The following is an 11,941-nucleotide window of genomic DNA, read 5'->3' as shown; positions in this document are numbered from 1 at the left end:
GTGGGCACATCCTGCGCGCTTATTCCCGCTTGAGCCGGTGCGCGAACTTCTGGCGGAACTTGGCCACCTTCGGCGCGACCACGAACGAGCAGTAGCCCTGATTCGGGTGCTGTGCGAAGTAGTCCTGGTGATACGCCTCCGCCGGGTAGTAGTTGCCGTCGAGCGGCAGCACCTGCGTGACGATCTTGCCGTCGTACACGCCTTCGGCCGCGAGTTCGCGAATGGCCTGCTCGGCCGTTTCGCGCTGCGCTTCCGAGTGCGTGAAGATCACCGAGCGATACTGCGTGCCCACGTCGTTGCCCTGGCGGTTCAGCGTGGTCGGATCGTGGATCGCGAAAAAGATGTCGAGGATTTCGCGAAAGCCGATCTTCGCCGGATCGAACTGCACGTTCACGACTTCGGCATGGCCCGTTTCGCCGTCGCAGACCTGCTCGTAGCTCGGGTTGTCGACCTGACCGCCCGCATAGCCCGACTCCACCGCTTCCACGCCGTCCACGCGCAGGTACACGGCTTCGAGACACCAGAAACATCCGCCGCCGAGGGTGGCGGTTTCGACTGTTTGACTCATGCTGTTCGCTCCTTGAAAACGTGAAAACGGCGTTGCGGCGTGCCGATTCGTGATCGATGCGTGCTCAATGCACGGTTGATGCGTGCTTGATGCGTTTTGAATCCCGCGCCGCTGCAAAGGGCAATGCGAGCCGCCTGGCAGCGGATTTCGTTAAAATTGGGGCAATTCGCCGAATTTCCACATGATGTCCGACCTGACTTTCCTCTTTGCCGCGCGCCGCGCGTGCCCGCTTTTCGCAGGCGAGCGCCCATGACGCGCCGCGCCAGCCCGCCCAACTTCGACGGCGCCGCGTTCCGCCGCGCGCTCGGCCAGTTCGCCACCGGCGTGACCGTGATCACCACGCGCGCGCCCGACGGCCAGCTGATCGGCATTACGGCCAGCTCGTTCAACTCGGTGTCGCTCACGCCGCCGCTCGTGCTCTGGAGCCTCGCAACGCGCTCGGCCTCCATGCCCGTGTTTCGCACCAACAGCCATTATGTGGTGAATGTGCTCGCGGCGTCGCAGCTCGACCTGTGCAAGCGTTTCGCGACCGTGAAGGGCGACCGCTTCGAAGGCGTCTCGCACGCGGCCGGCGACAGCGGCATGCCCGTGCTCGACGGTGCAATCGCCTGGTTCGAGTGCCATAACCGCAGCCGCTACGACGAAGGCGACCACGTGATTTTCGTGGGCGAAGTGGAACGCTGCGGCGTGCGCGAAGACGGCGACGAAGCCGCGCCGCTCGTGTTCCACGGCGGCGCGTTTCATCAGTTGAGTTCGCTGTAAGGTCGCTTCGAGCGGCGCTCGATAACGCTCAGCGTGCCTCGACCGGCGTGGGCTTCGGCTCGCGCTGCGCGATCAGGTCGACGGGCAGGCCCGCCTCCACCTTCAGCGTGGTCAGCACGATATTCGAGCGAATGTCCATCACGCCCGGCGCCTTGTACAGCTTGTTCAGCACGAAGTCCGAGTAGTGCTTGAGATTGTGGGCGAGCACGCGCAGCAGATAATGCGTCTCGCCCGTCACCACGTACGCGCCCACCACTTCCGGCCAGTCGCGCAACGCCGCGACGAAGCGCTCGTGCCAGCTTTCCTGGTCGTTGCGCATCGACACCTGCACGAAGGCTTCCATCTCGAAGCCGAGAATCTCCCGGTTCAAGCTCGCGCGGTAGCGCTCCACCACACCCTGTTCTTCCAGCAGCCGCAAACGGCGTAGACACGCCGAAGGCGAGAGCGAAATACGCTCCGCCAAATCCAGATTGCTGATCCGCCCCTCGTTCTGCAGCACGGCGAGAATACGGCAATCGGTAGCATCCAGCGAGATTGCGTTCATATTTGGTCTCCATTCCCGTCTTGTTACAAATTATGTGCCAAGAACCGATGTTTGCGGCGTTTTTTTCGCAAGCACATTTCACGTAGGCTTGCCTATCATTCGAAGATCCCCTGTGCAAGAACCACGAGAACCTTTCTTGACATGACTCCGATCTGGGACATTTCCCCGTCGATACAGCCTGAAACGCCCGTCTGGCCGGGCGATACGCCGGTTGGCGTGGAGCGCGTCTGGCGCATGGAAGCCGGCTCGCCCGTGAACGTGGCGCGTGTGACGCTTTCGCCACACACGGGCGCTCACACCGACGCCCCGCTCCACTACGACGCCGAAGGCGCACCGATCGGCGCCGTGCCGCTCGAGACGTATATCGGTGTATGCCGCGTGATTCATTGCATCGGCGCGGCGCCGCTGGTGCTGCCCGAACACGTGGAAAACGCGCTCGACGGCATCCCGCCGCGCATTTTGTTGCGCACTTATGCGAACGTGCCGCAGGACCGCTGGGACAGCGCGTTTTGCGCCGTGGCGCCCGAGACGATCGATTTGCTGGCTTCGCACGGCGTGAAGCTGATCGGTATCGACACGCCCTCGCTCGATCCGCAGGAATCCAAAACGATGGACGCGCATCACCGCATTCGCGCGCATCGCATGGCGATTCTCGAAGGCGTCGTGCTCGATGCGATCGCGCCCGGCGACTACGAACTGATCGCGCTGCCGCTCAAGTTCGCCACGCTCGATGCGAGCCCCGTGCGCGCCGTGCTGCGTGCGTTGCCTTGATTCTTTTTCGACATTTTCGACATCCCTGACGATATCGCTCATGAACGACCGTAACGAAGCTCTCGCGCTCGATAGCGCCGACCCGCTCGCCGCGCTGCGCGAGCAATTCACGCTCGCCGCCGACACGATTTATCTCGACGGCAACTCGCTCGGCGTGCCGCCATCGGCCGCGGCCGCGCGCGCGCAAGCCGTGATTGCCGGCGAATGGGGCGACGGTTTGATCCGCAGCTGGAACAGCGCGGGCTGGTTCGCGATGCCGCGCCGCCTGGGCAACAAGCTGGCGACGCTGATCGGCGCGGAAGACGACGAAGTCGTTGTCACCGATACCATTTCGATCAACCTGTTCAAGGCGCTTTCCGCCGCGCTGCGCGTGCAGAACGCGCGCGACCCGAAGCGCCGCGTGATCGTGTCCGAGCGCTCGAATTTCCCGAGCGATCTGTACATCGCGCAAGGCCTGATCGAGCAACTCGATCGCGGTTATGAACTTCGTCTCGTGGATGACCCTGCGGAACTGCCCGCGGCGATTCGCGACGACGTGGCCGTGGCGATGATCACGCACGTGAACTACCGCACCGGCGAGATGCACGACATGCGCGCGCTCACCGAGCACATTCACGCGCAAGGCGCGCTCGCGCTGTGGGATCTCGCGCATTCGGCGGGCGCGGTGCCCGTGGACCTGAACGGCGCCAACGCGGATTACGCGGTGGGTTGCACGTACAAGTACCTGAATGGCGGTCCGGGTTCGCCGGGTTTCGTGTGGGTGCCCAAGCGCCATCAGAATGCGTTTTCGCAGCCGCTTTCGGGCTGGTGGGGTCACCGCAAGCCGTTCGAGATGAACCCGGAATATCGCCCCGACGACGGCATCGGCCGCTTCCTCTGCGGCACGCAGCCGATCGTTTCGATGGCGCTCGTGGAATGCGGTCTCGACGTGTTTCTGCAAACCGACATGCAGGCCGTGCGCCGCAAGTCGCTCGCGTTGACGGATCTGTTTATCGAACTGGTCGAGACGCGTTGCAAGGAATTCGACCTCACGCTCGTGACGCCGCGCGATCACGCACCGCGCGGCTCGCACGTGAGCTTCGAGCATCCGCACGGTTTCGAGGTGATGCAGGCGTTGATCGCGCGCGGCGTGATCGGCGATTATCGCGAGCCGCGCGTGCTGCGCTTCGGCTTTACGCCGCTGTATCTGCGTTACGTGGATGTGTGGGACGCCGTGGAAACGCTGCGTGACGTGCTCGCGACCGAGCAGTGGCGTAAGCCCGAATTCGCAGCGCGTGGCGCGGTTACCTGAGGAGTTTGTCGATGAACGATCATATGCAAGTTCCGGGGATGCCGGAGTCGAACGGTAACGATGCCGCGCCGCGCGGTGGCTGTCCGTTTGGGCACGGCTCGGCGGCGCCTGCTGCCGCTTCCGCTGCGAGCGAAGCCACCGATGCGGGCGCTGCCGAACAAGGCGATGGCTGGCACGACGCGCAACTCGATTTTTCGAAGTCGATGAGTTATGGCGATTATCTGGCGCTCGAATCGGTGCTGAATGCACAGCATCCGTTATCGCCCGATCACAACGAGATGCTGTTTATCGTGCAGCATCAAACGAGTGAGTTGTGGATGAAGCTCGCGCTTTACGAGCTTCGCGCGGCGCTCGCGAACGTGCACAACGATGCGTTGCCGCCGGCGTTCAAGCAGCTCGCGCGTGTGTCGCGGATCATGGAGCAACTTGTGCAGGCGTGGAATGTGTTGTCGACCATGACACCTTCCGAGTACACGGCGATGCGGCCTTATCTGGGCGCTTCTTCCGGGTTCCAGTCTTATCAGTATCGGCAGATCGAGTTTCTGCTGGGCAACAAGAATGCGCAGATGTTGAAGCCGCATGAGCACCGTGCGGAGATTCATGCGCAGGTTAAGGCGACGTTGGAAGCGCCTTCGTTTTATGACGAAGTGGTGAGGTTGCTGGCGAGACGAGGGTTTGCTATTGCGCCTGAGCGGCTGGCTCGCGATTGGTCGCTGCCGATGGCGCATGATGCTTCGGTTGAGGCGGCGTGGCTCGAGGTGTATCGGAACCCGACGCAGTATTGGGATCTTTATGAAATGGCCGAAGAGCTGGTGGATCTCGAGGATGCATTCAGGCAGTGGCGGTTCAGGCATGTCACTACGGTTGAGCGGATTATTGGGTTCAAGCAGGGGACCGGCGGGACGAATGGCGCGCAGTATCTGAGGAAGATGCTGGATGTGGTGTTGTTTCCGGAGCTTTGGGGGGTTCGGACGGGGTTGTGAGTTGGCCACAGTGCCCCAAATTGCTTGACGTATTTTTGCCGTCGAAGACTTGAGGGGAAACCCAATCAACTTGAAGCGCTCGTAAGACAGATCAAATTAAGTCATATTTATTAAATTACGCTTGATCTCGGCGGCGCAGTTTTTTGAACTGCGCCAATCTCAATAGATTGGAATAAATCCGCTGCCATCAGCCCTTGTAAGAGCGTAATTTTCGACTTTTCACAGCAGAATCACATCACTGTTAAGTCACAGACGGAGTAGGACGGTGTAGCGCCACCGAGCGCTTGAGTAGCGCGATAACCGGTCGCTCGATGTATTCACTAATAACAATTGCGACGCAAACTGCTGCAACGGTAATAGCGAGAATAAAACCCGCACCAGCCAGACCGTGCATATTAAATTTATTAAGAATATCCACGCCAATCGTCTCGTGAATTAGATAAAGGGGATAACTCGTCCTTCCGGCGAGTCCAAAAAATCCTTTGTGGCGGCTAAGGAAATCAGGCGTACGGCCCAGATTTCCCATCAGCATATAAAATGCAGCAACGCACGCAATCATGGCAAAGAAATTAAAAGTGCCAACATCGGGGATGCCTTGTGCTTTCTCAATTGCCCAATAGCATGAGACTGGAAAACTGACAACACACAACAGCCAATGAGAGAGTGCCTTTCGATCGCTATGAGCGATCAGATAGAAAGATGCTCCACCTACGAAAAACGGTGCGTAGCGAAGCACGAACAATTTTTTCAGCAAACTCACGTCAAAGAATATTTGAAAAACGGAAAGTGCCAGCCACAACCACAGGAAGACCGACAAACGTCGCACTCCGATTGTCGCAAAAACTCCCGCCATCATCAGATAAAAAAGCCACTCGACAGTCAGCGACCAATACGCGCCGTTAATGAGTCGTATATTCAAACCCTCGCCCATCATCGTTGCATTAAGAGCGATTTCCTTCAGTGTAAAGTGTGGCATGCCCGAAAATACTGCCACATACACGATAGTGATCACTGAGCAAACAACGAATGCAGGGTAGAGCCGGAAAAGTCTATTTACCAAAAATCGTTGAGGCGAACTGGAAGAAGCAAGGCTAAGCGCGATCACATAGCCGCTGATCATGAAAAAAAGCGGAACACCAAGAAACCCGTATTTTGTGAACGGTGCGGCGGCGGTGACGAACTCCGTTGCCGTGTAATGGAACGACAGCACCCAAAGCGCAGCGGCGAAACGCACTGCGTCCAACGTCGTGATGTGATTGACCTTCATTTTCCCCGAGGCACTCTCAATTTTTGCGCGGCAGTATAGCATCCGGTTGACCATCTCAACGCTCAAATTTCCACACCAAAGTCACACAGGTTTCATCTTCTCCGCGCTGGCGTCGACAGCTAGGTGACGCACTGTGGTGATCCGGCGTTTGCCCACTTTTTCAGGGACTTACCGATCCACCTCCGCACACTCACACTGTTGTGCGCACGCAGTACGGCCCTTGTGTGTCGCCACCGTCGAGGGCAGAATAGCTGCCGCGTAAGAATATTCCGTCAGTCCAGTTTCAAAACGGGGATGTGTATCGACGTCGGATCGGCCTGCTGCCTGGGGATATCTGTCACGAATTTATGCGATACGCAATTTTTTGGCTTAGCGAAGAATAAAATGTCACACGTGAACGCAACAGAGACCGCGCTTCAGCAATTAAAAGACGGTATTGAAGATTCCATCGCGGCTAAAAAGGCGCTGCTTGCAGATGAGCCGACGCTGCGAAAAATCGTTACCGTTGCCGAAGCGATGACGGAAACGTTCAAACGGGGCAATCGCGTTATTTTCGCCGGCAACGGCGGCAGCGCGGCGGACGCGCAGCATTTGGCTGCCGAGTTCGTCAGCCGCTTCGAATTCGACCGTCCCGGGCTCCCCTCGCTTTCGCTGTCGACCGATACGTCGATGCTGACCGCAATCGGTAACGATTACGGCTACGAAAAACTGTTTCGCCGTCAGCTCGAAGCGCAAGCACGTGCCGGCGACATGTTCGTCGGGATCACGACGTCAGGTCGCTCCAAAAACATTCTCGCCGCGTTCGAAGTGTGCAAAGACCTTGGCGTGACGTCTGTCGCGCTCTGCGGTTTGAATGGCGATCTCAACGGTGTCGATCACGTTCTCCGCGCGCCGTCCGCGCATACGCCGCGCATTCAGGAATGCCACATTCTCATCGGCCACATGCTGTGCGCGCACGTTGAACTGGATATTTTCGGCGAGTTCGCTCCGCAATGACATTGAAGAACTCGCAAACCTGCATCGTGCTTGCAGGTGGGCTGGGCACGCGCCTGCGCGGCGTCATTGCCGATCGCCCCAAATGCCTCGCGCCGATTGGCGATAGACCGTTTCTTTCCCTTCTGGTGGAAAAACTCGTCGCGAGTGGCGTGACGGATGTCGTTCTTTCGCTCGGCTTCATGGCGGACAAGATCATCGACATGCTCGACACGTTGAATGTCGGCGCATCGATTCGCTATGTCGTCGAAGAAGAATTGCTCGGTACGGGGGGCGCGATCTTGAATGCTTTCAAGACGCAAGGTCTCGACGAAGCGCTGGTCGTCAACGGCGACAGCTACCTGGAAGGCGACCTGTCAGGCATGCTGCCTTCGCTGAACCGTGCGAACGGCGAACTGTTCCGCATGGCGCTCACGCGCGTGGAAAATCGCGCGCGATTCGGCGGCGTCGACATCGACGCAACGGGAAAGGTGACCGGCTTCCTGGAGAAAGGACAGACGTCTGCGGGCTATATCAATGCCGGTATTTATCGCCTGTGTAGCGATGCGCTTCCTTGGGAGAACACGTCGGCGTTCTCGCTGGAATCCGTGGTTTTGCCCAAGCTTGCCCAGCGCGGCAACCTGACGGGTCTTGCAGTGGAAGGCGAATTCACCGATATCGGCGTACCGGACGACTACTTCCTGTTCAATGCCCGCCATGGAAACCGGTGAAGCGCGGCGAGCGGCCTTCATTGACCGGGACGGCGTCATCAACGCCGAACTCAACTATGTTCACCGCATAGAAGACTTCCATATTTTGCCGGGCGTATTTGACGCCCTCGCCGCGTTGCGTGACGCCGGCTATGCGATTGTCGTTGTGACGAATCAGGCCGGAATCGCAAAAGGCAAATACACCGAAGCACAGTTTCAGCGTCTGACCAGCCACATGCTCGATCTATTCAACGATCGGCAGATCCAAGTCGAGCGCGTGTATCACTGCCCTCATCATCCCGAAGGGACAGTCGCGGAGTACGCAGTGGACTGCCATTGCAGAAAGCCGGGCCCGGGCATGATCGAGCAAGCCGTGCGTGACTTGAATCTGCGCGTTGATCGCTCGGTTCTCATTGGCGACAAGATCTCCGATACGGACGCGGGGCGCGCCGCAGGCGTGGCGACCAACATTCTCGTCGAATCCGGACACGCGCTTCCTGCCGACGCGAACGAGCATGCCGACCATCGCGCCAAAGATCTTCACGAAGCAGTGAACTGGTTTCTGGAGCGGCAATAAAATCTGCCTTAGTCGCGCGCTTGAGCGCGCCATTCAGCCTAGAACAACATGACCAAAAAGATAATTCGTTCGAGAGCGCCTTTGCGCCTCGGACTCGCCGGGGGCGGTACCGACGTCAGCCCATTCAGCGACAGCCACGGGGGCTGTGTACTGAACGCGACGATCGATCTTTACGCACAGGCCATTCTCGAGCCGAGTGACGACGGCCGAGTCGTTTTCTACTCGGAAGATCGCGAAGAAGTCGTCGATCTCGAGGCGTCGGCCGACTTGCCCGATGAAGATCCGTTGCGGCTGCATCGCGGAATTTACCGGCGCATCGTCAAGCAATTCAACGGCGGCCGGCCGCTCTCGCTCAAGCTGACGACGTTCGCCGATGCACCGGCGGGTTCCGGTCTCGGTACGTCGTCCACGATGATCGTGTGTATTCTGCAGGCCTACTCGGAATGGCTGCAACTCGGCTTGGGCGAATATGAAATTGCCCATTTGGCCTTCGAAATCGAGCGAATCGATCTCGGGCTCGCCGGCGGCAAGCAGGATCAATATGCGGCGGCATTCGGCGGCTTCAATTTCATCGAATTCAACGCAAATGATCGAGTGCTCGTCAATCCGCTGCGCGTGAAAGACTGGATCATCAATGAACTGGAAGCTTCCACGGTTCTTTATTACACGGGCCAGTCAAGGTCTTCAGCCTCGATTATTCAACGTCAAATCGACAATACAAACGCAGGCGACACCAAGTCTGTTGGTGCAATGCTTGAACTGAAGCAAGACGCTGTTGAAATGAAAGAGGCCATCCTGCGTGGTGGACTGGATCGCTACGCAACGATCCTGGGCCGTTCGTGGATTGCGAAAAAGCGGTTGGCTCAAGGCATTTCCAATCCCGATATCGACGCCGTTCACGAAGCTGCCCTATCGGCTGGCGCGGTCGCCGGCAAGATCTCCGGCGCTGGCGGCGGCGGTTTCATGATGTTCTTCGTTCCGCCCAAACGCCGCATGTCCGTTTTGCGCGAGCTCGCCAAATTCCCCGGTTCGGTCATGAACTTTCACTTTACCGGCATGGGCGCGCAGTCCTGGACGATAACGAACTGACGCCATGAATAAACAGGCGCGTTGTTGTGGCAGCGAAAAGCGCCTCGCGGCAGTGAAGCCATTGTGCCGATGCGCCTTGCCTGCGAGTGCTCGATGAATAAATGCTTCGTCGTTATCGTGCAGTATGGCGACCGGCATTCATTCGCGGTTCGGAAGTTAGCCCGCCGGCTCGCGGCGCAACATTCGACGCACTGCGAGATTGTCCGCACTGATCAGCCCGAAGCGGCCGCTTTCGTCGCCAACCCGAACGAAGCGATGGAATTCTCGGGATATCAGGAAGGCTTGGGGAAAATCTCGGCAGCAGCGAAGGCTGCCGGACTCGGAGACGACGATACGGCGACGTTCGTCTTCTTGAATGACACGGCGATAAGCAGTCATATCAAATGGCTGTCGCATTTGTCGCTCAATATTCTCTTCGACAATTTGAAGTCGAATTACGGGCAAAGCAACGAGTACATCGGGCTGCGCATGCCGATCAGTTCTGGCATCGAGCAAGTCTCCGGAAAAGACGGTTACCTGTCGACCTGGTTGTTTGCGCTTCGCGCTTCGCTGCGAACACTTAGCAAGGTGAGATTTTACGAAGAGCCAGAAAATTTCGAGAACTTCTCGAAGTCGGTGTTGCCTGGCCTGCCGGCACGCTATCTCGCCGATGTGGATAGCTGGCTCAGACCGACCCATTGGCTCAAAGGTTGGTATCAAGCTATTCCAGGCCGTGAGTTGGATCGCGATACCCGAAACCGGAAGCTAATGAGCATCTACCTGGAACATCGTCTTCCCGCGCGGCTTCGTCAGTTGGATTTCATTGTGGCAGACATCTCCGTTTCGGCTTCGGAAGCGCAAAAAGCGCGTCTATCCAAGCTACGCGTTGCGGATCGGCTCAACACAAATTTCATAAAACTTAGGCTCAGAGCGCCACATTTCCTTAAGAAAATACTTCTTAAGCCGTTTAACAGATAGAGCGCAGAACCTCAGTAACCGCAACCAAGGCTGAAAAGTAATGTCGACGATTTCCGGCAACCTGCTCGAATCCGCTATTACGCGACCGAGCGTAGGCATCGCTGCTGCGACCCCACAAAAGCCGCGCGTTTTGATGGTCTGTACCCGGCGTATTCCCAAGCTTGCCGGAAGCGGCCGGGAGCGAACGATGGCGTTCATCCTGAACAGCCTCGAAGCCAGAGGTGATGTCCATCAACTGCATTTGCCTTCGTTGCTCGAGCGGCGCTCGCTGCGCGCCATTGCTCGGACATCGCTGTGGGCGGCTCGCCAGATGATGAAAGGTCAAATGGTGCCGCTGCAAAGCATGCTGTTCAGAGGTCCTTCGTCGCTCCAGAAAATCTCGCAAGCCGTGCAGGAGCTGAATCCCGAGACTGTCTATTTCGACGGCGTGCGGTCCGGAGGCGACGCGGTGGCTTTGCGCCGCCGCTTCCCTAACCTGCGAATCGTCTGCGACTTCGACGATCTCATGTCCCGCCGCACCGAAGCCTTGGCGCGCGAGCGCGAGCCGATTTCGATGGGATACCTTAAGCAGCTTGTGCCCGCGTGGTTTCAGCGCTACGTTCTAGATGGTCTCGTCGCCCGTTCGATTCAAGCGTATGAGTATCGCGCTCTCCGGCGCGAAGAACAGCGGATCTGCAAGGTGAGCGATAGCGTCGTGCTGGTTTCGTCAGTAGATGCCGCTCATTTGATCGAGCACTGCCCCAATGCGCCCGTTGAAACCATTCCGCCGTACATGGACGCGATCGAAGCGCCCGCGGCACTCGGGAAATTTCAGCGCTTTATTTTTATTGGCTCGGATAGCTTGCTGCAAAACCGCAAGTCGATCGAGTATCTGCTAGCGCTGTGGTCGAATCTGAAACCCGATGCGGAATTGCATATCTACGGCAAGCAACACGGTCAGTACGGCACGGTGAATAACGTTACGTTCCACGGCTTCGTCGCCGATATCGCCGACGCCTATCTGCCGGGGAGCATTTTGCTTGCTCCTTCGTTCGTCAGCGGCGGGGTAAAGACCAAGGTCCTTGAAGCGATGTCGTTCGGCGTGTTGCCTTTGGGCACACAGATCACGTTCGAGGGCGTCGACGCCGACTGCGCAAGTTTGACGTGTACCAGCGAAGAACTTGTCAATCTCGTGCAAAATCCGCACGTCGAATATTCACGTCGCGTGCACGCGGGTCTCGAAGTCATCAAGCACGTTGCGAAAAATCACTCTGCGCGGCATCTTGCTCATCGGTGGTGCAACGTCGTTTGGAATTAACACGACGGGAAAATATTGCTTGGCATAGCCACATCAGGCACAGCGGCTTCTCGTTTTCACAAAATATTTGATCGCTGTGTCAAGTTCGTTGCACTACATATGTCGTCGCCGCAAAACGAAAGATAAGAGGCACTCCGATCATATGAATATCTT

General features: G+C 58.0%; 13 protein-coding genes. 10 read left to right on the top strand and 3 right to left on the bottom strand.

The genetic code is table 11. The features are described 5' to 3' along the window. Positions 1 to 19: 19 nt before the first annotated feature. A complete protein-coding gene (msrA, locus tag FAZ98_RS02575) occupies positions 20 to 568 on the bottom strand; it encodes a peptide-methionine (S)-S-oxide reductase MsrA (RefSeq protein WP_158948500.1) in 549 nt (182 codons plus the stop codon). Between the two features lie 249 nt (positions 569 to 817). Here msrA and FAZ98_RS02570 point away from each other — a divergent pair, with 249 nt between their 5' ends. Beyond that, positions 818 to 1,330, top strand: coding sequence for a flavin reductase family protein (locus FAZ98_RS02570; RefSeq protein ID WP_158948498.1), 513 nt, complete (start codon positions 818 to 820; stop codon positions 1,328 to 1,330). A 28-nt stretch (positions 1,331 to 1,358) separates the two neighbouring features. Here FAZ98_RS02570 and FAZ98_RS02565 read toward each other — a convergent pair whose 3' ends face one another. Next, positions 1,359 to 1,874, bottom strand: coding sequence for an Lrp/AsnC family transcriptional regulator (locus FAZ98_RS02565; protein ID WP_158948496.1), 516 nt, complete (start codon positions 1,872 to 1,874; stop codon positions 1,359 to 1,361). Between the two features lie 141 nt (positions 1,875 to 2,015). Here FAZ98_RS02565 and kynB point away from each other — a divergent pair, with 141 nt between their 5' ends. Genes kynB through kynA form a run of 3 tightly spaced genes read left to right on the top strand, consistent with a single transcriptional unit; the run spans position 2,016 to position 4,919 of the window. Further along, positions 2,016 to 2,645: an arylformamidase gene (kynB, locus tag FAZ98_RS02560; RefSeq protein ID WP_158948494.1), complete on the top strand. Its 630-nt coding sequence runs from the start codon at positions 2,016 to 2,018 to the stop codon at positions 2,643 to 2,645. Between the two features lie 40 nt (positions 2,646 to 2,685). Next, entirely contained in the window at positions 2,686 to 3,936 is a 1,251-nt protein-coding gene (gene kynU, locus FAZ98_RS02555; protein WP_158948492.1) for a kynureninase, read from the top strand. Positions 3,937 to 3,947: 11 nt separating this feature from the next. After that, positions 3,948 to 4,919 (top strand): tryptophan 2,3-dioxygenase, encoded by a 972-nt coding sequence (gene kynA, locus FAZ98_RS02550; RefSeq protein WP_158948490.1) that lies wholly within the window; start codon positions 3,948 to 3,950, stop codon positions 4,917 to 4,919. Between the two features lie 241 nt (positions 4,920 to 5,160). Here the strand turns inward: kynA and FAZ98_RS02545 are convergent, their stop codons facing one another. After that, complete coding sequence (locus FAZ98_RS02545) at positions 5,161 to 6,240, bottom strand: acyltransferase family protein (protein WP_158948488.1); 1,080 nt, start codon at positions 6,238 to 6,240, stop codon at positions 5,161 to 5,163. 330 nt (positions 6,241 to 6,570) lie between these two features. Here FAZ98_RS02545 and FAZ98_RS02540 point away from each other — a divergent pair, with 330 nt between their 5' ends. The 6 genes from FAZ98_RS02540 to FAZ98_RS02515 all read left to right on the top strand — a co-directional run bounded on the left by FAZ98_RS02540 (position 6,571) and on the right by FAZ98_RS02515 (position 11,788). Next, on the top strand, positions 6,571 to 7,182 hold the full coding sequence (locus tag FAZ98_RS02540) for a D-sedoheptulose-7-phosphate isomerase (protein WP_158948486.1): 612 nt from the start codon (positions 6,571 to 6,573) through the stop codon (positions 7,180 to 7,182). After that, positions 7,179 to 7,889 (top strand): nucleotidyltransferase family protein, encoded by a 711-nt coding sequence (locus FAZ98_RS02535; protein WP_158948484.1) that lies wholly within the window; start codon positions 7,179 to 7,181, stop codon positions 7,887 to 7,889. The genes FAZ98_RS02540 and FAZ98_RS02535 overlap by 4 nt, the downstream gene beginning before the upstream one ends. Continuing rightward, a complete protein-coding gene (gmhB, locus tag FAZ98_RS02530; RefSeq protein WP_158948482.1) occupies positions 7,876 to 8,445 on the top strand; it encodes a D-glycero-beta-D-manno-heptose 1,7-bisphosphate 7-phosphatase in 570 nt (189 codons plus the stop codon). The genes FAZ98_RS02535 and gmhB overlap by 14 nt, the downstream gene beginning before the upstream one ends. A gap of 48 nt (positions 8,446 to 8,493) precedes the next feature. Further along, positions 8,494 to 9,534, top strand: a complete 1,041-nt coding sequence (locus tag FAZ98_RS02525; protein WP_158948480.1) for a GHMP family kinase ATP-binding protein — start codon at positions 8,494 to 8,496, stop codon at positions 9,532 to 9,534. Positions 9,535 to 9,627: 93 nt separating this feature from the next. Beyond that, positions 9,628 to 10,491 carry a hypothetical protein gene (locus FAZ98_RS02520; RefSeq protein ID WP_158948478.1) on the top strand — a complete coding sequence of 288 codons (864 nt, stop codon included), beginning with the start codon at positions 9,628 to 9,630 and terminating at the stop codon, positions 10,489 to 10,491. A gap of 40 nt (positions 10,492 to 10,531) precedes the next feature. Continuing rightward, a complete protein-coding gene (locus tag FAZ98_RS02515) occupies positions 10,532 to 11,788 on the top strand; it encodes a glycosyltransferase (RefSeq protein WP_158948476.1) in 1,257 nt (418 codons plus the stop codon). The last annotated feature ends 153 nt before the right edge of the window (positions 11,789 to 11,941 follow it).

Source organism: Paraburkholderia acidisoli, assembly GCF_009789675.1.
Classification (GTDB): Bacteria; Pseudomonadota; Gammaproteobacteria; order Burkholderiales; family Burkholderiaceae; genus Paraburkholderia; species Paraburkholderia acidisoli.
This window is presented reverse-complemented; position numbering and strand designations above follow the sequence as displayed.

What these genes read in the sequence shown, in the direction of transcription:
- msrA (WP_158948500.1), bottom strand. Translation starts at nt 568, where the DNA reads ATGAGTCAAACAGTCGAAACCGCCACCCTCGGCGGCGGATGTTTCTGG.
- FAZ98_RS02570 (WP_158948498.1), top strand. Translation starts at nt 818, where the DNA reads ATGACGCGCCGCGCCAGCCCGCCCAACTTCGACGGCGCCGCGTTCCGC.
- FAZ98_RS02565 (WP_158948496.1), bottom strand. Translation starts at nt 1,874, where the DNA reads ATGAACGCAATCTCGCTGGATGCTACCGATTGCCGTATTCTCGCCGTG.
- kynB (WP_158948494.1), top strand. Translation starts at nt 2,016, where the DNA reads ATGACTCCGATCTGGGACATTTCCCCGTCGATACAGCCTGAAACGCCC.
- kynU (WP_158948492.1), top strand. Translation starts at nt 2,686, where the DNA reads ATGAACGACCGTAACGAAGCTCTCGCGCTCGATAGCGCCGACCCGCTC.
- kynA (WP_158948490.1), top strand. Translation starts at nt 3,948, where the DNA reads ATGAACGATCATATGCAAGTTCCGGGGATGCCGGAGTCGAACGGTAAC.
- FAZ98_RS02545 (WP_158948488.1), bottom strand. Translation starts at nt 6,240, where the DNA reads ATGGTCAACCGGATGCTATACTGCCGCGCAAAAATTGAGAGTGCCTCG.
- FAZ98_RS02540 (WP_158948486.1), top strand. Translation starts at nt 6,571, where the DNA reads ATGTCACACGTGAACGCAACAGAGACCGCGCTTCAGCAATTAAAAGAC.
- FAZ98_RS02535 (WP_158948484.1), top strand. Translation starts at nt 7,179, where the DNA reads ATGACATTGAAGAACTCGCAAACCTGCATCGTGCTTGCAGGTGGGCTG.
- gmhB (WP_158948482.1), top strand. Translation starts at nt 7,876, where the DNA reads ATGGAAACCGGTGAAGCGCGGCGAGCGGCCTTCATTGACCGGGACGGC.
- FAZ98_RS02525 (WP_158948480.1), top strand. Translation starts at nt 8,494, where the DNA reads ATGACCAAAAAGATAATTCGTTCGAGAGCGCCTTTGCGCCTCGGACTC.
- FAZ98_RS02520 (WP_158948478.1), top strand. Translation starts at nt 9,628, where the DNA reads ATGAATAAATGCTTCGTCGTTATCGTGCAGTATGGCGACCGGCATTCA.
- FAZ98_RS02515 (WP_158948476.1), top strand. Translation starts at nt 10,532, where the DNA reads ATGTCGACGATTTCCGGCAACCTGCTCGAATCCGCTATTACGCGACCG.